The following is a 23,892-nucleotide window of genomic DNA, read 5'->3' on the forward strand; positions in this document are numbered from 1 at the left end:
GATGCGATGAAATTGACCCCGGGCGTTGATTCCCCTCAAGAATCGCGCCTCAGGGGCGAAAAACTGAACTGTTCAGCCTTGAAGCGCAAACGCGGATAGATCCGCGTGATCGCAGGGGAGGCGCAGAAAACGTCAGGGAAATTCGATATCTGCTTGAATACATGCCAAGTCATGCCATTTTGAGCAGTGAACTATGCAAGAGCAATTTGTATAAAAAGTCATGTCTTCCCGCGCAGAAATCAACGCCGCACTGGCGAAACTCAAGAAGCTGAGCCCGGCCGGGTACTTCATCGGCCTGCACATCCGTTTTGCGGCTCCGCTGATGCAGTTTCAGACCTACAGCAAGGAATGGGCCAACCGCTATTCCGAGCGGGCTTATGCTCTGCGCGATCCAAGTATTGCCTGGGGGTTTTCGACAACCGGCGCTTGCCGCTGGAGCGTGCTTCCGATTCCCGATCCATTCTCGATTCTGCAAGACGCTGCTGATCACGGCCTGCGCTATGGACTGGTTGTGGCTTACGGACCGATCAAGTCGCGCACCATCGCCGCTTTCGCGCATGACCAACGGGAATTTACGGATGACGAGATCGAGACGATCTCGACAACGCTACGACGGCTCCATGAAGTGACCGAGCCGCCGGAGAGCCTGACGAAGGCTCAGCAAGAGGCCCTTCGGTGTATCGCAGAGGGGGATCGGCATGCGGCGGCGGCTGCAAAGCTTGGTATCACGGAGAGCGCTTTCAAGGCTCGCCTCATCTCTGCGCGCGAACGATTAATGGCGCGGACAACTGCAGAAGCGCTGCAGAGGGCCAAGGACTACCGCTTGCTGTAGAAATGGTCCGCCTGCTGTGCGGTTACACCCTGGGGCCGCCACCACAACCCCAGGAGTAAGACAATGCAGACCACCACTCTCTCGTTCGCTAATATCCACGTCTATGGCGAGCTGTTCGCGAACATTTTCCGCGCGAGAAAACAAAGCTTCATCATCCAGAAAAACTGGGACCTGCCCCAGACGGATGACATGGAGTTTGACCAGTACGATACTCCGCTCAGCCGCTGGGTTGCCATTCATGAACGCGGACGCGTGCTGGCTGGCGTCCGCCTGACACCGACCACGGCGCGTTGCGGCATGTATTCCTACATGATCCGGGATGCGCAGCTGGACCTTCTGGGCGGCTCGATCCCGCAGAACCTGCTGGATCAGGAGGCGCCCGTCGATGCCGGGACCTGGGAAGCCAGCCGTCTGTTCGTGGATCACACGATCCCGCAGCGGGAACGCCGCCGCGTGCACATGAATCTGGTCGCCGAGATGACCAATTCCGCGCGTGCCCTGGGGGCGTCGCGGCTGGTCTGTCTGGTTGCCTCGACCTGGCCGCGCTGGCTCTCGCCCTGCGGGCTGGATGCACAGGCCATGGGTCCGGTGGTCTGGATCGACGACGGATATTTCCAGTGTGTCTCGATCAACCTCTCGGCCAAGATGCACTAGCATGCATTGGCAGGGAGGGGCTTTCGCGCGACGTACGGGCGGCGTAACATGCCGGCCGTATGGCGGATCTGTTTGACAACGCGCCTTCCACGGGCGAGCCGCAGCGCAATGCGCCGCGACCGCTGGCCGATCGTATTCGGCCAGCTGTGTTGTCTGATGTCGTCGGGCAGGAGAAGATCCTTGGCCCCGACGGTCCGCTGGGCGCCATGCTGGCCGCAGACAGCCTGTCGTCGCTGATCCTCTGGGGGCCGCCGGGGGTCGGCAAGACGACCATCGCCCGGCTTCTGGCGCAGGAATCCGACCGGGCTTTCGTGCAGATTTCGGCCATTTTCTCGGGCGTACCCGAGCTTCGCAAGGTCTTCGAGGCCGCCAAGCTGCGCTTCCAGCAGGGGCGCGGCACGCTGTTGTTCGTGGATGAGATCCACCGCTTCAACAAGGCGCAGCAGGACAGCTTCCTGCCGCATATGGAGGACGGCACCATCGTCCTTGTCGGGGCCACCACCGAGAACCCCAGCTTCGAACTGAACGCCGCTGTTCTGTCCCGCGCGCAGGTGATCGTCCTCGAACGCCTGTCGCTGGCCGATCTGGAGCGCTTGGCGCAGCGCGCCGAGCGTGAGCTGGGCCGCGCCCTGCCGCTGACCGGAGAGGCGCGCGAGCGGCTGTTGGAGATGGCGGATGGCGATGGCCGGGCGGCGCTGAACCTCATTGAGCAGGTGGCCGCCTGGAAGGTGCAGGGTAAGCTTGACACGCAGGCCTTGGCGCAGCGCCTGATGCGGCGCGCGGCCAAATATGACAAAGCCGGGGATGAGCATTACAACCTGATTTCGGCCCTGCACAAATCGGTGCGCGGCAGCGACCCGGACGCCGCGCTTTACTGGTTCGGCCGCATGCTGGAAGGCGGCGAGGACCCGCGCTATCTGGCGCGTCGCCTGCTGCGCATGGCGGTCGAGGATATCGGTCTGGCCGATCCTCAGGCACAGACGCAGGCACTGCACGCCTGGGAAACCTATGAGCGGCTGGGCAGCCCCGAGGGGGAGCTGGCGCTGGCGCAATCGGTGATCTATCTGGCGCTCGCGCCGAAATCGAATGCGGGCTATGCGGCCTATCGCGGCGCGCGCGCGCTGGCGCGGCAGACGGGCAGCCTGATGCCTCCGGCGCATATCCTGAATGCCCCGACCGAGCTGATGAAGGATCAGGGCTATGGTTCGGGCTATCAATATGACCATGACGCCGAAGATGCCTTCTCGGGGCAGAACTACTTCCCCGACGGCATCAAGCGTCCGGTGCTTTACGCCCCGGTCGAGCGCGGCTTTGAACGCGATCTGAAAAAGCGCGTTGAATGGTTCGCCGGACTGCGCCAGAAGCGGCGCGGAGACGAGCGCGGATGAACCATGCTGTCCTGCAGGTGGCCATCGGGGGCGCTTTGGGCTCGGTGGCGCGTTACGGTGTCAATGTGCTGGCCGGTCGGATGGTGCCCGGCTATCCGCTGGGCACGCTGGCGGTCAATGTGCTGGGCAGCTTGATCATGGGGCTGATGGCCGGGATCTTTGCACATCGGGGCGGCCATCATCTGGCACCGCTGCTGATGACCGGGCTTCTGGGCGGGTTCACCACCTTCTCGGCCTTTTCTCTGGACGCGCTGACCCTGTGGCAACGGGGCGAGGGCGTTCTGGCGACCGGCTATGTGCTGGTCTCGATTTTTCTTTCGCTGGCTGCGGTCTTTGCCGGGCTGGCCCTTGCGCGCGGAGCATTCGCATGAGCGGCGTCCAGACCATTCGCATCACCGGGGACGAGGGCGATCAGCGCCTGGACCGCTGGCTGAAGAAGCGTTTCCCGCAACTGACGCAGGGGGCGGTCGAAAAGATGTGCCGCACCGGCCAGCTGCGCGTTGATGGCGGCCGGGTGAAGGCCAACGCCAGGATCGAGGCCGGGCAGGAGGTCCGCGTCCCGCCTTTGCCCGAGACCTCGGGCGAAGAGCGTCCCGCCACGCGCACCCGCAGCAGCAAGGTGAAGCAATCCGACGTCGAGATGATCCAGCAGGCCGTCATCTGGCGGGATGAGCATATCATCGCGCTGAACAAGCCGCCGGGGCTGCCCTCGCAGGGCGGCTCGGGGCAGGGGGATCGCCACGTGGACGGGCTGACCGAGGCCCTGATGTTCGGCTATAAGGACCGGCCGAAGCTGGTGCACCGGCTGGACAAGGACACTTCGGGGGTGCTGCTTTTGGCCCGGACCGACCGGGTGGCCCGCGCGCTGTCCGAAGGTTTCCGGCACCGCAACACCCGCAAGATCTATTGGGCGGCGGTCGCGGGCGTGCCGCATCCGCGCATGGGCTCGATCAAATACGGTCTGGTCAAGGCGCCGGGTCGCGGGCGCATGGGCGAGGGCGAAAAGATGATCTGCATCCATCCCTCGGAGGTGGCCGAGACCGAGGGCGCCAAGCGCGCGCACAGCGATTACGCCGTGCTTGAGGCCTTGGGAACGCGGGTCTCGTGGGTGGCGCTGGTGCCGGTGACGGGCCGGACGCATCAGCTGCGTGCCCATATCGCCGAGACCGGGCACCCGATCATCGGCGACGGCAAATACGGCGGCTCGGGTCAGGAGAACCTGGGCGACGGCTGGGGCGCGCAGCTGGGCGGAGAGATCAGCCGCAAGCTGCACCTGCACGCGCGCTCGATCAGTTTTGAGCATCCGATCACCAAGAAGATGGTCACCGTCACCGCGCCGCTGCCCGAGCATATGCAGCGCACCTGGCAGACGCTGGGCTGGAACGAAAACGACGTGCCCGCCGATCCTTTCGAGGAGATCTGATGCGTCTGGTCATCTTTGACGTCGACGGCACGCTGGTCGACAGCCAGCACGAGATCGTTTCCGCCATGAGCGCGGCGCTGACCTCTGCCGATCTGCCGGTGCTTTCGCGGGCCGAAGTGCTGTCCATCGTCGGGCTGTCCCTGCCGCTGGCGGTCGCCCGGCTGATCCCCGAAGCCTCGCCCCAGCAGCAAGAGGCGGTGGTCGACGGCTACCGTCAGGCCTATCAGCAGGCGCGGCTGGCCGGGGCGCGTGCGCCGCTTTATCCCGGCGCGATGGACTGCATCGAGCGGCTGTCTGTCCGCGACGACATGCTGCTGGCGATTGCCACCGGCAAAAGCCGCCGCGGCCTTTCGGCGCTGCTGGAGGCCGAGGGGTTGCAGGGCCGCTTCGTCAGCCTGCAGACCGCCGACGACCATCCCTCGAAGCCGCATCCGGCGATGCTGGAGGCCGCGATGTCCGAGGCGGGCGTCGGTGCCGCGCGCGCGGTGATGATCGGCGACACCAGCTTTGACATGGAGATGGCGCGGGCGGCCCGGACGCATGCCCTGGGCGTCGGCTGGGGCTATCATCCGGTCGAGGTGCTGGGCCGTTCGGGCGCGGCGGCCATCGCCGCGGATTTCAACGAGTTGACGCGAATGATCGAGGAGTGGGCGGCATGACCGGTGGTTGGCAGGCAAAACGGTTCTGGAAGAAGGCGGATGTGCGCAAGGCCGATGGCGGCTGGGAAGTGGTGCTGGACGACCGGCCCATCCGCACGCCCGGCAAGCATCCCCTGATCCTGCCCACGCGCGCGCTGGCCGAGGCGATTGCGCAGGAATGGGATGCGCAGACCGATGTGATCGACCCCGGCAGCATGCCGATGACGCGCGCGGCGAACTCGGCCATCGAAAAGGTGCGGCCGCAATTCAATGACGTTGCGTCAATGCTGGCCGAGTATGGCGGCACCGATCTGCTGAGCTATCGCGCCGATGAACCCGAGGAATTGATCGCCCGTCAGGCCAAGGGCTGGGACCCGCTGATCGACTGGAGCGCCCGGGAATTGCAGGCTCCGCTGAAGATTACGCATGGCGTCATCCCCGTGGCGCAGGATGAGGCAGCATTGGCGAAACTGCGGGCACGGCTGGACACTCTGGACGATTTCGGGCTGACGGCGCTGCATGATCTGGTGACGCTGCCCGGTTCGCTTCTGCTGGGGCTTGCGGTGATCACCGGCCGCCTTGACGCGGAAACGGCGCATGAGCTCAGCCGGATTGATGAACAATATCAAGCCGAGCGGTGGGGCGCGGATGAGGAAGCCGATGAGGCCGCCGCCAATCGGCTGACCGCGATGCGCAACGCCGAACGCTTCTGGAAGCTGACCCGGCCGGGCGCGGACGTCCCGGCTTAATTCTTGACGCATTGCTCTGTTTCGGCACAATGAATCCATGAGAGGGCGACCTTTCATGGCGAATGGGCTGTCATAACGCCCTTACATAGCGCCTGGCCGACTGTCGGGCCGAAAAGCAACAGAGAGGACTTTCATGAAGAAATCGGTATTCTTCGGCACGGTGACTGCGGCCGCACTGATGGCCTCGGGCGCAATGGCTGCCGAAGGCGACACGCTCAAGGAGGTCAAGGCCCGGGGTGTGCTGAACTGCGGTGTGAACACCGGCCTCGTGGGCTTTGCCGCACCCGATGCAAACGGCAACTGGAGCGGCTTCGACGTCGCCTTCTGTAAAGCTGTCGCGGCCGCCGTGCTGGGCGACCAGACGAAAGTGAAATTCGTTCCGACCACCGGCCAGACCCGTTTCACCGCGCTCAGCTCGGGCGAAGTGGACCTGCTGGCCCGCAACTCGACCTGGACCTTCCAGCGCGACACGGATCTGAAGCTCGATTTCATCGGCGTGAACTATTACGACGGTCAGGGCTTCATGGTGCGCAAGGATCTGGGCGTCAGCTCGGCCAAAGAGCTGGAAGGCGCGACCATCTGTATCCAGACCGGCACCACGACCGAGCTGAACCTGGCTGATTACTTCAAGGCCAACAACATGACCTATCAGCCGGTCAACATCGACAGCAATGCCGAGGGCGAGCAGCAATATATGGCGGGCGCCTGTGACGCCTATACCACCGACGCCTCGGGCCTTGCGGCCACCCGCGCGGCCTTTGCCGACCCCGAAAACCACATCATCCTGCCCGAGATCATCTCGAAAGAGCCTCTGGGGCCGGCGGTGCGCCACGGCGACAATAACTGGGGCGACATCAACCGCTGGGTGCTTTACGCGCTGATCGCGGCGGAAGAATACGGCGTGACCTCGGCCAATATCGAGGAACTGGCGAAATCCTCGCAGAACCCCGAGGTCCAGCGCCTTCTGGGCACGACCGACAATCTGGGCGGCATGATCGGGCTTGATGCCGACTGGGCCAAGCGCGCCATCGCCGCGAATGGCAACTATGGCGAGATCTTCGCCGCAACCATCGGTGAGCAGACCCCCATCGGTCTGGCCCGCGGGCTGAATGCACAGTGGACGCAGGGCGGGCTGATGTACGCCATGCCCTTCCGCTGATCCCAGAGGCGTGAGAACGGCGCGCGGGCAGGTCCGCCCGCGCGACCCGCGCAATCCAAAAACCGGCAAGAACAGAGCTTAACGCCACCACCGCCGGTCAACAGGGGATTATCATGGTTCAGTACCCGGGGGCGAACAGCCCGCCGTTCAAGCTTTCTATGCTCATTTACGATCGGCGCTACCGATCGCTGACCATCCAGGCCGTTGTCTTCATTCTGGTCATGCTGGTCGCCGCCTGGCTGATCAACAACACCATCGAAAACCTGGCCCGGCTGGGCAAGACCTTCAGCTTCGAGTTCCTGTTCCGGCGCGCCGGATACGACATTCCGCAGCAGCTTATCCCCTACACTTCGGATGACACCAACCTGCGCGCGGCCATCGTCGGGCTGCTGAACACGCTGCAGGTGACGATCTTCGGCTGCATCACGGCGACAATCGTGGGTGTCATGGTCGGGGTGCTGCGGCTGTCCCCGAACTGGCTGATTTCGCGGCTGATGACCGTCTATGTCGAGGTTTTCCGCAACATCCCGCTGCTTTTGTGGATCCTTGTCGTGCTGGCGATCTTTACCGAGGTCATGCCGCAGCCCAACGCCTATCGCGGAGAGAACCCGCAGGCGCATATGCTGCTGTTCGACACCATCGCGCCGACGAACCGCTATACCGCCGTGCCCTCGATCCTGATGTCGAACGACCCGGGCGTGATCCCGCTGGGGCGCGAGGGGCTGAACTGGGCGGTTGTCTGGTTTGCAGGCGGGCTGGTGCTGGCCTGGATCGCACATCGCTTCCTGAAGAACTGGGCGCAGCGGGTGCAGGACCAGACCGGCCGCCGTCCGACGACCTGGTGGATCACGGCGCTGATGTTCATTGCGCCGCCGCTGCTGCTGTCCTGGTACTTCGGCCTGCATCTGGACCGGCCGGTCCTGAAGGGCTTCAACTTCACCGGCGGCGCGAAGCTCGACAACGCCTTTGTGGTCCTGTGGATCGCGCTGACGCTCTATACCGGGGCCTTCATCGCCGAGATCGTGCGGGGCGGCATCCTGTCGGTCAGCAAAGGCCAAAGCGAGGCTGCCTTCGCCCTTGGCCTGCGTCCGGGCCGCACCATGTCGCTGGTCGTCCTGCCGCAGGCGCTGCGGGTGATCGTGCCGCCGCTGATCTCGCAATATCTGAACCTGATGAAGAACAGCTCGCTGGCGATTGCGGTGGGCTTCATGGACCTGCGCGGCACGCTGGGCGGCACGACGCTGAACCAGACCGGCCGAGAGATGGAGTGCATGATCCTGATGATGGGCATCTATCTGCTGCTCAGCCTGATCATCTCCGGCGGCATGAATGTCTTCAACAATCGCGTCAAGCTGAAGGAGAGGTAGGATGAGCGAGACCGACGCCCAAACCACCCTGTTCGTGCGCGACACGATGCTGCCGCCGCAACCGGCCCCCGACAAGGTTTCGGGTCCGCTGCTGTGGCTGCGCGAGAACATGTTCTCGGGTCCGCTGAACATTCTGCTGACCCTGCTGGGGCTTTCCATCGTCTGGCTGGTGGTCAGCACCATCGGGCCGTGGCTCATGCATTCCGTCTGGAATGCCAATGGCATGGCCGAATGTCGCCAGATCATCGCCGAGCGCTATGGCCCCGATGCCAGCGGCGCCTGTTTCGCGCTGATCCGGGAACGCTGGAACCAGTTCGTTTTCGGCTTCTACCCGCCCGCGCTTTACTGGCGGCCGGTGATGGCCTTCACGCTTCTGTTCTTCGCCCTCGCGCCGATCCTGTTCATGGACAGCCGCAAGGCGCGCTGGACGGTGCTGGCGCTGGCCTCGGTTCTGGGGTTCCTCTGCGCGCAACTTCTGGGCGCGGACGGGCAGACGCTGATCGTCATCACCGTCGCCATCGTGCTGTGGATCCTGGTGATCGAATACGGCCGCAGCAAGGCCTTGCTCTTGAGCCTTGCCTATCCCTTCATTGGCATGTGGCTGCTGTGGGGCGGGTCGCTCTGGGTCGAGATCATGATCCTTGCGGGCTTTGCGCTGGCCTTTCTGGCCTTCCGCCTGACCCAGCCGATGCTGGGGCTGATCGCGCTGGCGGTGGCCGCAGCGGTCATCGGGGTGTGGTGGTATTTCCTGGCCGATCCGGCGGCGAATGCGCTGGAGCAGGTGATCCCCCTTGGCCTTGGCAAGGTGCCGTCGTCGCAATTCGGCGGTTTCGTCTTGTCGATCACCATCGGCGTCGCGGGCATTGCCATGTCGCTGCCACTGGGCATCCTGCTGGCGCTGGCGCGCCGCTCGGACCTGCCGATCATCAAGATGCTGGCGGTGATCTTCATCGAGTTCATCCGCGGCGTTCCGCTGATTGCGCTGTTGTTCGTGGCCTCGCTGCTGCTGAACTACTTCCTGCCGCCCAAGGTCGAATTCGACATCATCCTGCGGGTCGTCATCATGGTCACCCTGTTCGCATCGGCCTATATGGCCGAGGTGATCCGGGGCGGGCTTGCCGCCCTGCCGCGCGGCCAGTACGAGGCCGCCGATGCGCTTGGCCTTGACTACTGGAAGGCGCAGCGGCTGATCGTGCTGCCGCAGGCGCTGAAGATCTCGATCCCCGGAATCGTCTCGACCTTCATCGGCATGTTCAAGGACACCACGCTGGTCACCTTCGTCGGGCTTTACGACCCGCTGAAGGCCATGTCCGACACCGTCCGGGCGACCTTCGCCTGGAAGGGCGCCTATTGGGAGCCGTATATCTTCGTCGGCTCGATCTTCTTCATCCTCTGCTTCGGCATGTCGCGCTACTCGATGTATCTCGAGCGTCGGCTGAAGCGCGAAAACCGCTGAGGAGACCCACATGAGTGAAATCACCGCCGCCGCACCGGTCGTGCCCAAGAAGGGCCTCAGCGATCAGGTCGCCATCGACATCGTGAAGATGAACAAGTGGTACGGGACCTTCCACGTCCTGCGCGACATCGACCTGACAGTCCACAAGGGCGAAAGAATCGTGATCGCCGGCCCCTCGGGATCGGGAAAATCGACGCTGATCCGCTGCATCAACCGGCTGGAGGAGCATCAGACCGGCCAGATCTTCGTCGACGGGATCGAGCTGACGAATGACCTGAAGAACATCGACAAGGTGCGCTCCGAGGTTGGCATGGTGTTCCAGCACTTCAACCTGTTTCCGCATCTCACCGTGCTGGAGAACTGCACGCTGGCCCCCATCTGGGTGCGCAAGGTGCCCAAGCGCCAGGCCGAGGAAACGGCGATGCATTTCCTTGAAAAGGTGCGCATTCCCGAACAGGCGCATAAATACCCGGGCCAGCTTTCGGGCGGCCAGCAGCAGCGCGTGGCGATTGCGCGGTCCTTGTGCATGCAGCCGCGCGTGATGCTGTTTGACGAGCCGACCTCGGCCCTTGATCCCGAAATGATCAAGGAGGTGCTGGATACGATGATCCAGCTGGCCGAAGAGGGCATGACCATGCTTTGCGTCACGCATGAGATGGGCTTTGCCCAGGCCGTCGCGCATCGCGTCATCTTCATGGATCAGGGTCAGATCGTCGAACAGAACACGCCCAGCGAGTTCTTCAACAACCCCAGGTCCGAGCGCACCAAATTGTTCCTCAGTCAGATCCTCGGGCATTGATCTCGCAGTTGCCCGCGACCGCTCTGCCAGTCTATCTTGCGCGCAACCACATTCGGAGGGACCGCGATGAACGAAACGATATTCTTGCTTCTGGGTGTGCTGGGCATCGCCGGAATCGGGGCGCTGGTGTCGGACAATGACGACGCGCAACCACCGGAGACGCCCGATCCCGATCCCTATGGCGGCCGCCCGGTCATCGAGGGTACGAATGAGAATGACACCATCGCGGGCACGGCTGGCAATGACGCCATCCACGGCTTTGACGGCGATGACGCCATCAACGACGGCGCGGGCGACGATCTGGTCTGGGGTGGCCGGGGCGCGGATACGGTCGCGGCCTCTGAAGGCGACGACCTGATCTATCTGGGCATGCACAATGACGTCTATGGTCAGGCCGATTCCGGCATTGACGAGGGCAATGACACCATCGTCGGCGGCACGGGCCGCGACACGATCATCACCAATGGCGGCGAACATACGATCTATGGCGACCGCATGGACGAAGATGACGACGACGACAACGGCGACAACGACCGGATCGAGGATCACGGCGGCATCGTCATGGTCGACGCGGGCGAGGGCGATGACGTCATCTGGTCGCCCGATGATTCCGACCCCGATCGCCCGGACACTCTGCTGGGCGGCGATGGTGCCGATACGATCTATGCCGGGGGCTATGACATCGTCGATGCGGGCAAAGGTGCCGATCTGCTGATCCTGCGCAGCGATTCCAGCGGTCCGGCGGATATCGCCTATGGCGAAGCCGACAGCCTGCAGGTCACCCTGTCGCAGGATTACGACGGCCCCGAGAATTATGAGTTGGTTCAGGACGGTGATGACGTGCGCGTCGTGCTGGACGGCCATGACATCGCCATTCTGCGCGAAACGCTGGTGCGCGAAGTGCGCGAGATCAGCCTAGTCCGGGCCGAGCCCTGATCTGATCGCCGGACGTCAGACATGAAGAAGGCGCGTCGGGAGTTCCCGGCGCGCCTTTTGCATTCCAGCGGAGAAGGTCAGATCGCGGCCTTGCGCGCCTCTTCCAGATAGATCTCGCGCAGGCGGGTTGCGATGGGGCCGGGCGTGCCGCCACCCAGGCGCGCGCCGTCGACCTCGACCACCGGGGTCACGAAGCCCGAGGCCGAGGTATAGAAGGCCTCGTCCGCGGCCTGTGCCTCGGCGACGGTGAAGCTGCGTTCCTCGACCGCCATCTGCGCCTCGCGCGCATAGCGCAGGACCGCCGCGCGGGTGATGCCGTGCAGGATGTCCGAGCTAAGCTCGCGCGTGATGATCTTGCCGTCCTTGATGATATAGACGTTGTTCGAGGTGCCCTCGGTCACGAAACCATCCTCGACCAGCCAGGCGTCGTCGACGCCACGGGCCTTGGCCTCCATCTTGGCGAGCGAGGGGAACAGCAGCTGCACCGTCTTGATGTCGCGGCGGCGCCAGCGCTGATCCTCGACCGTGACGACGCGGATGCCCTTGGCCGCACCCGCATTGTCGGCAAGGCCCGGCTTCGACTGGGTGAACATCACCACGGTCGGCTGGGTGTCTTCGGGCGGGAAGGCGAAATCGCGGTCGCCGGGGTTGCCGCGCGTCACCTGCAGGTACAGCAGACCGTCGGTGATGTCGTTGTCGCGCACAAGGCGGCGGTGCGCGTCCAGATATTCCTCATCGCTCAGCGGATTCTTCATCGACAGCTCGTTCAGCGAGCGCTTCAGCCGGGCCATATGCCCGTCGAAATCCAGCAACTTGCCGTCCAGAACGCTGACGACCTCATAGACCCCGTCGGCCATCAGGAAGCCACGGTCAAAGATCGAGACGCGGGCCTCGGTCTCGGGCAGGTAATTGCCATTCAGATAGACGGTGCGGGTCATGCGTTCTCCTGTTCGCTAAGCGCGGGGGCGTCGCCGGAGGTCAAAGCGGCGTCGTGCCGTGCCACATGGGGCGTCCTGCGCCAGAAGGTTCGGGGCGTCAAGGATAAAGCATTCACCTGTGCCGCCAATCGCATAGATGCCCGTCTGCGCCCTTTGGCCCAGCCCGCGGCCCCCGGGCGATGCCGCAGCTGCGGAACGGGGTTGCTGCAGGTGCAGCAATAATCTATCTGTCAGGCAGTCCAGATTGAAACATCATTCCACCGAGGTTTGCCATGTCGTTCCGTTTGCAACCATCCGCTCCTGCCCGGCTGAACCGCTGCCAGTTGTTCGGCCCCGGCTCGCGCCCGGCTTTGTTCGAGAAGATGGCCAAGTCGGCGGCTGATGTGATCAACCTTGATCTGGAGGATTCGGTCGCGCCCGACGACAAGCCGCAGGCGCGCGCCAACATCATTCAGGCGATCGGCGATATCGACTGGGGCAACAAGACGCTGTCGGTCAGGATCAACGGTCTCGACACGCCGTTCTGGTACCGCGATGTCGTCGACCTGCTGGAACAGGCGGGGGAACGGCTGGACCAGATCATGATCCCGAAGGTGGGCAATGCCTCGGACGTCTATGCCGTCGATGCGCTGGTCAGCGCGGTCGAGGCCGCCAAGGGCCGCAACAAGCGCATCAGCCTTGAGGTCATCATCGAGACCGCCGCCGGCATCGCCCATGTCGAAGAGATCGCGGCCTCCTCGCCCCGCCTGCAAGCGATGAGCCTGGGCGCGGCCGATTTCGCCGCCAGCATGGGCATGGCGACGACCGGCATCGGCGGCACGCAGGAAAATTACTACATGGCCCATGAGGGGCAGAAGCACTGGTCCGACCCCTGGCATTGGGCGCAGGCGGCCATTGTCGCGGCCTGTCGCACGCATGGCGTCCTGCCGGTCGACGGGCCGTTCGGCGATTTCAGCGATATCGAGGGCTTCCGCGCGCAGGCGCTGCGCTCGGCGACGCTGGGCATGGTCGGGAAATGGGCGATCCACCCTTCGCAGGTGGCGCTGGCCAATGAGGTCTTCTCACCCAGCGAAAAAGCGGTCAGCGAGGCCAAGGAAATTCTGGCTGCGATGGAGCAGGCTCAGCAAACAGGTGCCGGAGCGACGGTATACAAAGGTAGACTGGTTGACATCGCATCCATTCGTCAGGCACAAGTGATTGTGCGTCAGGCTGATTTGATCAAAGCCTAGGCAGCTAACGAATACCTCGGCGGCCTCGCGGGGAGGCCTGGCCGCCATCAGAGGGAGGAGCGACAGGCCCTGCGCCCGCGCAGGGCCTGTTCTATTGCGGGAAGCGCCATCCTTCAGGCGCGGTCCGCGACTTTAGAAATCGAACAGATCCGACAGGAACGATTCGCGCTTGCGCGGGCGACGCCCGTCACGGCGGTCGTCGTCATAGTCATCATCGCGGTAATCGCGGCGGTCACGGCGATCGTAACGCTCTTCGCGGTCGTCGCGACGCTCGGGGCGCTGCTGCGGCTGGGCATATTGCTGCTGTGCGGGGGCGGGCTGTTGCAGCGGCACCGGCTGGGCGGCTGGGGTCGAGCGCTCGACGATCTTGTCAAGCTCGCCCCGGTCCAGCCATACGCCGCGACATTTGGGGCAATAGTCGATTTCGATCCCGTTTCGATCGCTCATCACAAGGGTCTCGCCGTCCACAGGGCACTGCATGCCTGATCCTTTTCGTTTTGTTTCAAACACCGAACTAGGAAGTGGCGGGCCCGATCCCAAGGGGCGATGAACTGTCCGTGATCTGATCGGGCAACCAATCGGCGGGGATCTGCGGAGTGGCCTCGATCAGGCGGCGCGTGGTCGGGTGGCGGGGCGTGGCCATCACGACCGAGGTGAGGCCGCTTTCGACGACTTTTCCCTTGTCCATGATCAGCACGCGGTCGGTGATCTGGCGCACGACCGACAGGTCATGGCTGATGAACAGATAGGCCAGCCCGTGATCCTTGCGTAGCCGCGCCAGCAGGTCCAGCACCTGTGCGCGCACCCGCACGTCCAGCGCGCTGACGGCCTCATCCAGCACGATCAGGCGGGGGCGGATGATCAGCGCGCGGGCGATGGCGATGCGCTGGCGCTGCCCGCCCGAGAATTCGTGGATGTAGCGCCGCATGGCGTGCGGATCGATGCCGACCTCGGCCAGCGCCTCGGCCACGCGCTCGCGCCAGTTGCGGGGGCGGCCGGTCAGGTGGAAGGGCTCGGCCACCAGCCGCTCGACCCGCCAGCGCGGATCGAAGCTGCCGAACGGGTCCTGAAAGACGACCTGCATCCGCGCCCGCATTTCGGCAGGCATGGCGCGGCCCGCCCGCACCTCGGCCCCGTCCAGAAGGACGCGGCCCTGCTGCAGGGGTTCGAGGCCCAGAACGGCGCGGGTCAGCGTCGATTTCCCGCAACCGGATTCGCCGATCAGTCCGACGGATTCGCCCTCGGCGATGGTCAGGCTGACGCCATCGACGGCGCGCAGCACCGGATGCGGTTGCAAGGGCGCGGGCCGGGGCAGGGTGTATTCCCGCACCGCGTCCTGCACCTGCAGCAGCGGTGCGGTTGCCTGATGGTCGACCTGCGGCGGCTGGTGGCGCGAGGCCGCGAACAGCTGGCGCGTATAGGGATGGCTTTGGCGCTGGAACAGCGTGCGCGCCGGGGCGGCCTCGACAATGCGGCCCTCCTGCATGACGGCGACCTGATCGGCGACGCCCGCGACTACCGCCAGATCATGGGTGATCAGCAACAGCGCCATGCCCTCATCCCGGACAAGGCCCACCAGCAGGTCCAGAATGCGCGCCTGCGTGGTCACGTCCAGCGCCGTCGTCGGCTCATCCGCGATCAGCAGGTCGGGGCGTTGGGCAATGGCGATGGCAATGGCGACGCGCTGACGCTGCCCGCCCGAAAGCTCATGCGGGTAAAGCGTCAGCGGAAAGCGCGGCGCCGCCAGCCCGACGCGGTCAAGACGGTCGCGCGCGGCCTCCAAGGCCTTCTCGCGCGGCATGTCCTGCCGCAGGATCAGCGCCTCGGCCACCTGATCGCCAATGGTCATCAGCGGGTTCAGCGCGCTCATCGGCTCTTGAAAGATCATGCCGATGCGCTGGCCACGAATGGCGCAATACTCGACTTCGGGCAGGTCGGTCAGGTTGTGGCCATCAAGTTCGATCTGCCCCGAGAGCGCCGCCCCACGCGGCAGAAGCCCCATGATCGCCAGTGCCGTCATCGACTTGCCCGAGCCGCTTTCGCCGACAAGCCCGGTCACCTGACCGGGGGCCAGTTCCAGATCGACGTCATGCAGCACGGCGCGCCCGTGAATGCTGACAGAGAGGTCACTGATCCGGATCATCGCCCCTCGCGCAGTCGCGGGTCCAGCGCGTCGCGCAAGCCGTCGCCCAGAAGGTTCAGCCCCAGCACCGTGATGATGATAGCAAGGCCCGGAATGATCGCCACATGCGGGGCCAGCGTGACCATGGTCTGCGCCTCGGCCAGCATGCGGCCCCAGCTGGGCGTGGGGGGCTGCGCGCCAAGGCCCACGTAGCTGAGCCCCGCCTCCGCCAGAATCCCCAGCGAGAACTGGATGGTGCCCTGCACGATCAGCAGGTTCGCGATATTGGGCAGGATATGTTCGACGCTGATGCGGGTCGCGCGCTTTCCGGCGACCTCGGCCGCACGGATATAGTCCAGCGTCCAAAGCGGCATCGCGCCTGCGCGTGTGACGCGGGCGAAGACCGGGATGTTGAAGATGCCGATGGCGATGATCGCGTTGACGGCGGAAGGCCCAAGTGCGGCGGTGATCAGGATGGCGATGACGAGGCTCGGGAAGGCAAAGACCAGATCATTGCCGCGCATGATGATCTCATCCAGCCAGCTGCCGCGATTGGCGGCGGCGATCAGGCCCAGCGGCACGCCGATGCCCATGCCGATGCCGACGGCCACCACGGCCACGGCGATCGAGGTGCGCGCGCCCACCATGATCATCGACAGGATGTCGCGGCCAAAATGGTCCGTGCCCAGCCAATGCGCAGCCGAGGGCGGCTTCAGCTTGTCGGCAATCGCCATCTGCGTCACGTCATAGGGGGTCCAGACCCAGGACAGCGCCGCCGCGATCAGCGCCAGCCCTGCCAGCGTCGCGCCAAGGATCAGCGACCACCTCATCTGCGCCGCAGCCTCGGGTCGACCAGCGCATAGGCCAGATCGACCAGAAAGGTGATCAGGATGACGGCGGCGACCAGCACCAGCACCGCCGATTGCACGACGATCAGATCGCGTTGGGTGATCGCCTGAAAGATCAGCCGGCCGATGCCTGGCAGGAAGAACACGTTCTCGATGATGATCGCGCCGGCCAGCAGAAAGGAAAACTGCATCCCCATGATGGTCAGGACCGGGATCATCGCATTGCGCAGCGCGTGGCGGCGCAGTGCCTGCCCCTGCGTCAGGCCCTTGGCGCGGGCGGTGCGGATATAGTCCTGATCCAGCGTCTCGATCAGGGCCGAGCGCAGGACGCGCGCCAGAATCGCGGCCTGCGGCAGCGCGAGCGCGATGGCGGGCAGAAGCAGCGATTTCAGCGCGGCGGCAGGGTGCGACCAGCCCGGAAATCCGCCCGCCGGAAACCAGCGCAGGCGCGCAGCGAAGACCAGCACCAGAAGCATCGCGAACCAGAAGTTCGGCAGCGAGATCCCGATCTGCGTCACGCCCATCACCGCCGTGTCGCTGGCCTTGCCCCGGTTCGCGGCGGCATGGATACCGATGGGGAAGGCCACCAGAATCGCCAGCATCAGCGACATCAGCGCCAGAGGTAGCGAGACCTGCATCCGGTCCAGCATGATCTGCGAAATCGGGGTCTTGTAGGTGAAGCTGTGCCCCAGATCACCTTGCAGGATGCCCCCCAGCCAATGCAGGTAGCGGACCGGCAGGGGCAGATCCAGACCAAGCTGCTGGCGCAGGGCGGCGATGGTGTCGGGCTGCGCGCCGGTGCCCAGCATGAAGGTTGCGGGATCGCCCGGCACCAGCTCGACCACCAGAAAAATCAAAAGCGAGGCCACCAGCAAGCTGAGGCCAAGCGAGATCAACTGGCGAAGGGCATAGCGCAGCATGGGGTGACGCTAAATCCTGCAAGGGGCACGGTAAACCCCTGTTCCCGAGGCGCGTTTCCCGCGCAGGGCAGGACGCCGCGTCGCCGTGGCATTCGCGTCACGGCACTTCCAGCTTGCCCAGCAGCGGCAGGTCGTCCGAGACGCTGATCGAGTGGCGCTCGATCAGGCGGTGGACCTGCGGGTCGCCCTCGCCCTTGTGCAGCGCGCGCAGGGCGTCGGTGACCGGCGTGTCGGATTTGGTCCGGCGAAGGTTGTGGCGGATATATTCGTCCCATGTGGCGATGTGATAGCTTTCCGACCAGCGCTCGGGCCGCTCGAGATCGCGCAGAAGTGCCCAGCCGCGTGCGCCGTCGCGGCGTCGGCTGGCGCGGCGCTCCAGCATCAGTTCAAGGAACTCGGGGACGTCCTTCTGGTCGATCAGATAGTCGATGACGATCATGATGGGGCCGGAACGCCCGCGCACGGCCAGTTTCAGCGAGGGCTCGCGGAAGCGGTTTGCGGGGTCCAGATCCAGCGTGCCGAATTCCGGCACGCGCAGCCAATGGCCCAGAATCGCGCCCAGAATCAGCGGGACGGCGGCGCAGGCCAGCGCCGTATCGGTGTCGAAATGCGACGCGACCGAGCCCCAGACCCAGGACCCAAGCGCCATCCCGCCAAAGGTTGCCGTCTGATAGATGGCCAGCGCCCGGGCCACGACCCAGCGGGGTGTCGAAAGCTGCATGCTTACGTTGAACAGCGATAGCGCCAGTACCCAGCTGGCCCCGGCAGGCAGCATGGCCAGCGCATGCAGCCAGATCGCATCGGTATAGGCCAGAATCAGGACCGGGACGGCGAAGCCCACGAAGGCCAGCCGGACGATGTTTTCATTGTCCATCCGGTCGCGGATGCGCGGGTTGATGATCGCGCCGGAGATCGCGCCCAGCCCGTAACAACCCAGCAGCAGGCCAAACAGCAGCGACCCGCCCTCGGCATGGGATTTCGCGACCAGCGGCAGCAGCGCCAGAATCGAGATGGCGGAAAAGCCGAAGAGCGCCCCCCGTGCCAGCACACGCGTCAGGTTGGGCGAGAGCGCCACATAGCGTAGCCCGGCGCCGATGGCCGCCAGCAGCGGCTCGCGCGCGGTGGTGCGCTTCACGGGCGCGGGCTGCCAGCGCGTCAGCGCCGCCAGCAGCGGCAGATAGCTGAAGGCGTTGACCGCGAAGGCCGCAGCCGCGCCCCATGCGGCGGTGATGATGCCGCCGACCGCAGGGCCCACGCTGCGCATCATGTTGAAGCCGACCGAGTTCAGCGTCACCGCATCCGGCAGGTCCTCGCGAGGGACCAGATCGCCCATGCTGGCCTGCCACGGCGGGTTATAGATGGCCTGCCCGACGCCGATCAGGAAGGTCAGCGACAGCAGCAGAAGCGGCGTCATCGCCCCCTGCCAGGTCAGCACCGCCAGCAGGACCGAGACCAGCGCCATGAAGATCTGCGCCGCCAGCAGCAGCTTGCGCCGGTCGAACAGATCCGCCAGCGCCCCCGAAAGCAGCGCGAACAGCATGATCGGCAGCGTGTTCGAGGCCTGCACCAAAGCGATCAGCGTGGGTGAGTCGGTCAGCTGCGTCATCATCCACGCCGCGCCCACCGCCTGCACCAATCCGCCGAAGTTCGAAATCAGCGTGGCCGACCAAAGAAGACGGAAGTCCTTGTGGCGAAAGGGGGCGAACGGGCTTTTGCGCTTTGTCACGGCTTCGCGGCGGTTGGAAAGGCGGGCAGGGCAAGCTTAGGCGGGGGCGACAAAAGTGGCAATCGCCATGATCCGGATGCCGGAAGTGCCCGGTTCTCTCCCGGATAGCATAGATACGTCCCGATATTTTCCAGTATGATCGAAGAATATATCTTATGTCTGCCATGTCATCGCTGAATCGTGCGTCAGTACAGTGCCGCAGCCTCAACTTCGGGAATTCATTTCCCTGACTTCGGCTATTTTATGGTCAAGCTTCTAGGGAAGGGCGCAAGGCATGAAGATTATCGTTATGGGCGCAGGGGTTATCGGTGTCACCTCGGCATGGTATCTGGCCAAGGCCGGCCATGACGTGACCGTGATCGACCGCCAGGACGGCCCCGCGCTTGAGACCAGCTTCGCCAACGCCGGAGAGATCTCGCCGGGCTATTCCTCGCCCTGGGCCGCGCCCGGCATTCCGATGAAGGCCATCAAATGGATGTTCCAGCGCCATGCGCCGCTGGTCCTGCAGCCGCGCCTTGACTGGACCCGCATCAAATGGATGGGGCAGATGCTGGGCAACTGCACCTCGTCCGCCTATGCGGTCAACAAAAGCCGGATGGTGCGGATCGCCGAATACAGCCGCGACTGCCTTTCCGAGCTGCGCGACGAAACCGGCATCAAATACGACGAACGCACGCAGGGCACGCTGCAGCTGTTCCGCAAGCAGGAGCAGGTCGAGGCGGCGGGCAAGGACATCGAGGTGCTGCGCGCCGATGGCGTCCCCTTCGAGGTTCTGGACCGCGCCGCCTGCATCGCAGCCGAGCCGGGGCTGGCGAATTCCGCCGGTCTGATCGCCGGTGGCCTGCGCCTGCCGGGCGATGAGACGGGCGATTGCTTCATGTTCACCAACCGTCTGGCCGAGATGGCCACGGCTCTGGGTGTCAAGTTCCGCTGGGGCGTCTCGATCGACGGGATCGAGACCGAGGGCGGCAAGATCTCGGCCGTGCGCACCAATCAGGGCCGTATGACCGCCGACAATTACGTGCTGGCTCTGGGTCCGCACTCGCCGCAGCTGGTCCGCCATCTGGGCCTGAAGCTGCCGATCTATCCGCTGAAGGGCTATTCGCTGACCATTCCGATCGAGAATGAGGCAAGCGCGCCGGTCTCGACCGTCATGGATGAGACCTACAAGGTGGCGATCACCCGTCTGGGCGACCGCATCCGCGTGGGTGGTCTGGCCGAGATCGCCGGGTTCGACCTGAGCCTGAACGACCGCCGCCGCGCGACGCTGGCCATGTCGGTGAACGATCTGTTCCGTGGCGCGGGCGATACGGCGAAGGCGCAATTCTGGTGCGGCCTGCGTCCGATGACGCCCGATGGCACGCCGATTGTCGGCGCGACGCCGATCCCGAACCTGTATCTGAACACCGGGCACGGCACGCTGGGCTGGACGATGTCGGCGGGCTCGGGTCAGGTGCTGGCCGATCTGATGTCGGGCAAGACCCCGGCGATCAAATCGGACGATCTGGGCTATGCGCGCTATATGCGGAATGCTGCGAAAGCCCGTGGCGCCCGCAGCGCGGCCCCCGCCCACGCCTGATCGCGATTGCCGAAACTGATGCGAAAGGGGCCCGAGGGGCCCCTTTTTTGCGTCTCGGGTCGGGGACCCGGAACGAATAAGCCCTGTCCGGTGGCACCGGGCAGGGCGGGACTTCATCTTGCGGGCATCGCAATGGGCGCCCGGATCGTCAGGCGCGACTGACCAGACTGAGGATGACCAGAAGGATCACGGCGCCAATCGTCGCATAGATGATCGAGCCCACGATGGAGCCTTCCGCACCAATGACCAGACCGACAGCGGGTAGCAGGAAACTGGCGATAAAGGCGCCGATGATCCCGACGACGATGTTTACCACAAGCCCCTGGCCGTGCCCCTTGACGATAAGCCCGGCCAACCAGCCAGCGATCGCACCGATCACCAGCGTGACAAGAAGAGCGGTAGCGGTCATGCGTATTCTCCTTAGGTTGCAGATACTGATCGGCGGGAATTTGCCGGTCCGAGAGAAAACACACAGGCGTCATCTTGGTTCCGTGATGCATGATGCTTCGAACCTGTTAGCAACAGTTTAGTAACGATTTCTCCAGCGTGGCGGTCGCAGGCTTGACCTGATCCATGCACCCTTGCCACTAGTGATCGATACGAATCGTGGCCGCAGGCTGCTCCTGCCCGGCTGTGATTTATCTGTTTTGCTGCCAGGGTCGCATCCCTAGCGATGCACCACATACGAAGGATCTTAACGATGCGTCTTGCGCCGCTCATGCTTGCGATGGGGCTTGGTGTTGCCGCCTGTGCACCGACGACCACCCCGACGACGATGCCCACCGAGTCGGCCACGCCCGCCGTCTATGGCGCGCGAACCGATACCGGACCGAATGGCGAGCCGATTGAAATCCACGCCGTCCGCGCCGCCTATCTGAACGACCGCAACACCCGTCAGCGCGTGGCCTATAACGGCAGCGAGGCGCCCGGCACCATCGTCGTCGACCCCTATGCCCGCCTGCTGTACCACGTCCTGCCGAATGGCGAGGCGATGCGCTTTGGCGTGGCCGTGGGCAAGGCTGGCCTGAACTTCCAGGGCAATGCCTCGATCAACCGCAAGGCGGCCTGGCCGTCCTGGGTTCCGACCGCCAACATGGTCCGCACCCAGCCCGAGCTTTACGGTCACCTCAAGGGCGGCCTGAAGGGCGGCGTCGACAACCCGCTGGGGTCGCGCGCGCTCTACCTCTATCAGGGCGGCCAGGACACCATGTACCGCATCCACGGCACGATGGACCCGTCCTCGGTCGGCAAGGCCACCTCGGCTGGCTGTATCCGCATGTTCAACCAGGACGTCATGGACCTCTTCAACGAGATCCCGAACGGCACCAAGGTGAAGGTCCGCACCCAGGCAGAAAGCATCGCCATGGAAGGCCCGATGGTTCAGACCCGCGACGGCTATCTGGTTCCTGCGAATGAATACCAGCAGGCGACCGGCGCGCCCGTGCCCTCGACCACGATCCAGACGGCGAATGGCTCGCCGGTGCAATCGGCGGTTCCTGCGCGCTAAGGTTGAAAACCGCGAATGCCTTGACGCCCCGGTCTTTTCCGGGGCGTTTTCAATGGCGCAAACGGGTGCGTTGTGGCAGTTTTCCAGCAGGATATCTGTGGCATTTTGATGAGGTCGTGATGGCAGAACAGGCACCCAAACCCGGTGACGTGGAGCGGATGGAACTGTCCGAGCTGGTCGCGCTGACCTCGCCCGAGCGGTTGGCCGAGATGAAGCGCCCGGCGCTGTCGCGACTGGTCAAGCAGCTGCGCGAGGCGCGCGATGCGGCCGAGGACAAGGCGCAGCGCAAGGACATTGCCGCCGCCTTCCGCGCCGCCAATGATGAAAAGCAGCAGCGCAAGGCCACCGCGCCTGCGGAGTCCGAGGCGAAGCCTGCGAAAGCAGTTGCCGCCGCGACCGAGCCCAAGGGCGAGGACAAGAAGGCCGAGAAGGCCGAGGCCAAGCGCCGCCGCGAGGCCGAAAAGGCCGAGAAGAAGCGCGTCCGCGAGGCCGAGAAGGCCGAAAAGCAGGCCGCCGCCAAGGCCGCGCGCGAGGCCGAGAAGGAACGCCGCAAGGCTGCCCGTGCCGCCGCACGCACCGGCGATGATGTGGACAGCTAGGACAGACGGGACGTGATGCGGAAGAGCCTTGGTTTGCCCCGCCTGCGCCGGGGGATGGTGAAGGTGCTGCCGATGCTGGCGGCGGCGGTTTCAGTGCTGGCGACCCCGATCAGTGCGCCTGCCTATGAGGCCGCCGAGGCCCACAGTTCGCGCCCGGCGCCGCGCGACAGCGAGAATATGCGCTGCACCAGTGATATGAGCATCTGCATCTCGGTCGCGACCTATGTGCCGGATGTTTGTGCGGCCATCGAGCGCTCGGCCGAAATCTCGGGGATCGACCCGCATTTCTTTGCCCGGCTTTTGTGGAAGGAAAGCCTGTTCGAGCCCGGCGCGATCAGCCCGGTCGGTGCCATGGGGATCGCGCAATTCATGCCGGGCACGGCGGATATGGTGGGGCTGGACGATCCCTATAATCCGGCGAAGGCGATTGCCGCCTCGGCCCGCTATCTGCGCAGCCTGACCGATAATTTCGGCAATATGGGGCTGGCGGCCATCGCCTATAACGGTGGCGAGAACCGGGCGGCGCGCTTTGTCTCGGGCGGCGGTTCGCTGCCCTGGGAGACGCAGGATTACGTCGAGGCGATCACCGGGCGGAACGCCTGGACCTGGCGCGACGATCCGCCGGAGCTGGGTGAGGTCGACATCCGTCTGGACAAGGAGCAGCCGTTCCGCGCCGCCTGTATCGAACTGGCCGGGAACCGCCGTCTGCGCGAGTTCAAGACGCAGGATCATCCCTGGCCCTGGGGCGTCATCGTGGCCTCGCATCGCAGCCAGTCGGGGGTGACGACGCAGGTCTCGCGCCTGAACCGGCAGCTGCGCCCGATCCTGGGCGGCAAGCGGGTGAGCTATGTCCGGCGCGCGCTGACCGGCTCGGCCAGCCGGGTCTATACCGCGCAGATCGGTTACAGTTCGCGGACCGAGGCGTTTGCCTTTTGCAACCGGCTGAAAAGTCTGGGCGGGCGCTGCATCGTTCTGAAGAATTAGGAACGGCCGCGCTTTGGGGCGCGGCCGGGTTTTTGGGTA

Annotated in this window: 24 protein-coding genes; 17 read left to right on the plus strand and 7 right to left on the minus strand. The window is 64.6% G+C overall.

All coding sequences use genetic code 11. The annotated features are described in order from the left end of the window. Positions 1-220 precede the first annotated feature (220 nt). The 12 genes from IQ24_RS05025 (at position 221) to IQ24_RS05080 (ending at position 11,401) form a co-directional block, all read left to right on the plus strand. Positions 221-832, plus strand: coding sequence for an autoinducer binding domain-containing protein (locus IQ24_RS05025; RefSeq protein WP_145396719.1), 612 nt, complete (start codon positions 221-223; stop codon positions 830-832). Positions 833-895: 63 nt separating this feature from the next. Then, the gene (locus tag IQ24_RS05030) at positions 896-1,486 is read left to right on the plus strand and encodes an acyl-homoserine-lactone synthase (RefSeq protein WP_145396720.1); all 591 of its coding nucleotides are present in this window, start codon (positions 896-898) and stop codon (positions 1,484-1,486) included. A gap of 59 nt (positions 1,487-1,545) precedes the next feature. After that, the gene (locus tag IQ24_RS05035; RefSeq protein ID WP_145396721.1) at positions 1,546-2,874 is read left to right on the plus strand and encodes a replication-associated recombination protein A; all 1,329 of its coding nucleotides are present in this window, start codon (positions 1,546-1,548) and stop codon (positions 2,872-2,874) included. Further along, positions 2,871-3,245: a fluoride efflux transporter CrcB gene (gene crcB / locus IQ24_RS05040; protein WP_145396722.1), complete on the plus strand. Its 375-nt coding sequence runs from the start codon at positions 2,871-2,873 to the stop codon at positions 3,243-3,245. Before IQ24_RS05035 ends, crcB begins: the two co-directional genes overlap by 4 nt. Continuing rightward, positions 3,242-4,297 carry an RluA family pseudouridine synthase gene (locus IQ24_RS05045; protein ID WP_145396723.1) on the plus strand — a complete coding sequence of 352 codons (1,056 nt, stop codon included), beginning with the start codon at positions 3,242-3,244 and terminating at the stop codon, positions 4,295-4,297. Before crcB ends, IQ24_RS05045 begins: the two co-directional genes overlap by 4 nt. Beyond that, positions 4,297-4,956 (plus strand): HAD-IA family hydrolase, encoded by a 660-nt coding sequence (locus IQ24_RS05050; RefSeq protein WP_145396724.1) that lies wholly within the window; start codon positions 4,297-4,299, stop codon positions 4,954-4,956. Before IQ24_RS05045 ends, IQ24_RS05050 begins: the two co-directional genes overlap by 1 nt. Continuing rightward, on the plus strand, positions 4,953-5,684 hold the full coding sequence (locus IQ24_RS05055; protein WP_145396725.1) for an ATP12 family chaperone protein: 732 nt from the start codon (positions 4,953-4,955) through the stop codon (positions 5,682-5,684). The genes IQ24_RS05050 and IQ24_RS05055 overlap by 4 nt, the downstream gene beginning before the upstream one ends. Before the next feature lie 133 nt (positions 5,685-5,817). Next, the gene (locus tag IQ24_RS05060) at positions 5,818-6,843 is read left to right on the plus strand and encodes an amino acid ABC transporter substrate-binding protein (protein WP_145396726.1); all 1,026 of its coding nucleotides are present in this window, start codon (positions 5,818-5,820) and stop codon (positions 6,841-6,843) included. A 113-nt stretch (positions 6,844-6,956) separates the two neighbouring features. Next, positions 6,957-8,210, plus strand: a complete 1,254-nt coding sequence (locus tag IQ24_RS05065) for an amino acid ABC transporter permease (protein WP_145396727.1) — start codon at positions 6,957-6,959, stop codon at positions 8,208-8,210. Position 8,211: 1 nt separating this feature from the next. Then, positions 8,212-9,666: an amino acid ABC transporter permease gene (locus tag IQ24_RS05070; RefSeq protein ID WP_145396728.1), complete on the plus strand. Its 1,455-nt coding sequence runs from the start codon at positions 8,212-8,214 to the stop codon at positions 9,664-9,666. Positions 9,667-9,676: 10 nt separating this feature from the next. Next, a complete protein-coding gene (locus tag IQ24_RS05075; protein ID WP_145396729.1) occupies positions 9,677-10,465 on the plus strand; it encodes an amino acid ABC transporter ATP-binding protein in 789 nt (262 codons plus the stop codon). 66 nt (positions 10,466-10,531) lie between these two features. Beyond that, positions 10,532-11,401 (plus strand): calcium-binding protein, encoded by an 870-nt coding sequence (locus IQ24_RS05080; RefSeq protein ID WP_145396730.1) that lies wholly within the window; start codon positions 10,532-10,534, stop codon positions 11,399-11,401. 77 nt (positions 11,402-11,478) lie between these two features. Here IQ24_RS05080 and IQ24_RS05085 read toward each other — a convergent pair whose 3' ends face one another. Beyond that, positions 11,479-12,339 carry a D-amino-acid transaminase gene (locus IQ24_RS05085; protein ID WP_145396731.1) on the minus strand — a complete coding sequence of 287 codons (861 nt, stop codon included), beginning with the start codon at positions 12,337-12,339 and terminating at the stop codon, positions 11,479-11,481. A gap of 272 nt (positions 12,340-12,611) precedes the next feature. Between IQ24_RS05085 and IQ24_RS05090 the strand changes: the two genes are divergently transcribed. Then, entirely contained in the window at positions 12,612-13,568 is a 957-nt protein-coding gene (locus IQ24_RS05090) for an L-malyl-CoA/beta-methylmalyl-CoA lyase (RefSeq protein ID WP_145396732.1), read from the plus strand. A 132-nt stretch (positions 13,569-13,700) separates the two neighbouring features. On the opposite strand, the gene IQ24_RS05095 is transcribed toward IQ24_RS05090, so the two are convergent. The 5 genes from IQ24_RS05095 to IQ24_RS05115 all read right to left on the minus strand — a co-directional run bounded on the left by IQ24_RS05095 (position 13,701) and on the right by IQ24_RS05115 (position 19,184). Further along, entirely contained in the window at positions 13,701-14,048 is a 348-nt protein-coding gene (locus IQ24_RS05095; RefSeq protein WP_145396733.1) for a TFIIB-type zinc ribbon-containing protein, read from the minus strand. Positions 14,049-14,082: 34 nt separating this feature from the next. Further along, positions 14,083-15,711: an ABC transporter ATP-binding protein gene (locus IQ24_RS05100; RefSeq protein WP_145396734.1), complete on the minus strand. Its 1,629-nt coding sequence runs from the start codon at positions 15,709-15,711 to the stop codon at positions 14,083-14,085. Next, on the minus strand, positions 15,708-16,520 hold the full coding sequence (locus IQ24_RS05105; RefSeq protein ID WP_145396735.1) for an ABC transporter permease: 813 nt from the start codon (positions 16,518-16,520) through the stop codon (positions 15,708-15,710). The genes IQ24_RS05100 and IQ24_RS05105 overlap by 4 nt, the downstream gene beginning before the upstream one ends. Continuing rightward, positions 16,517-17,458, minus strand: coding sequence for an ABC transporter permease (locus tag IQ24_RS05110; RefSeq protein ID WP_145396736.1), 942 nt, complete (start codon positions 17,456-17,458; stop codon positions 16,517-16,519). The genes IQ24_RS05105 and IQ24_RS05110 overlap by 4 nt, the downstream gene beginning before the upstream one ends. 97 nt (positions 17,459-17,555) lie before the next feature. Then, positions 17,556-19,184 carry an MFS transporter gene (locus IQ24_RS05115; RefSeq protein ID WP_145396737.1) on the minus strand — a complete coding sequence of 543 codons (1,629 nt, stop codon included), beginning with the start codon at positions 19,182-19,184 and terminating at the stop codon, positions 17,556-17,558. 274 nt (positions 19,185-19,458) lie between these two features. On the opposite strand from IQ24_RS05115, the gene IQ24_RS05120 reads away from it, so the two are divergent. Continuing rightward, positions 19,459-20,763, plus strand: a complete 1,305-nt coding sequence (locus tag IQ24_RS05120; RefSeq protein ID WP_145396738.1) for a D-amino acid dehydrogenase — start codon at positions 19,459-19,461, stop codon at positions 20,761-20,763. A 148-nt stretch (positions 20,764-20,911) separates the two neighbouring features. Here IQ24_RS05120 and IQ24_RS05125 read toward each other — a convergent pair whose 3' ends face one another. After that, a complete protein-coding gene (locus IQ24_RS05125; protein ID WP_145396739.1) occupies positions 20,912-21,172 on the minus strand; it encodes a GlsB/YeaQ/YmgE family stress response membrane protein in 261 nt (86 codons plus the stop codon). 291 nt (positions 21,173-21,463) lie between these two features. Here IQ24_RS05125 and IQ24_RS05130 point away from each other — a divergent pair, with 291 nt between their 5' ends. From IQ24_RS05130 to IQ24_RS05140, 3 genes are all read left to right on the plus strand, one after another. Further along, positions 21,464-22,270 carry a L,D-transpeptidase gene (locus IQ24_RS05130; protein ID WP_145396740.1) on the plus strand — a complete coding sequence of 269 codons (807 nt, stop codon included), beginning with the start codon at positions 21,464-21,466 and terminating at the stop codon, positions 22,268-22,270. A gap of 119 nt (positions 22,271-22,389) precedes the next feature. Next, entirely contained in the window at positions 22,390-22,869 is a 480-nt protein-coding gene (locus IQ24_RS05135) for a hypothetical protein (RefSeq protein ID WP_145396741.1), read from the plus strand. Positions 22,870-22,884: 15 nt separating this feature from the next. After that, on the plus strand, positions 22,885-23,853 hold the full coding sequence (locus IQ24_RS05140; protein WP_242007923.1) for a lytic transglycosylase domain-containing protein: 969 nt from the start codon (positions 22,885-22,887) through the stop codon (positions 23,851-23,853). The last annotated feature ends 39 nt before the right edge of the window (positions 23,854-23,892 follow it).

This window comes from Paracoccus sulfuroxidans (genome assembly GCF_007830335.1).
Taxonomy (GTDB): Bacteria; Pseudomonadota; Alphaproteobacteria; order Rhodobacterales; family Rhodobacteraceae; genus Paracoccus; species Paracoccus sulfuroxidans.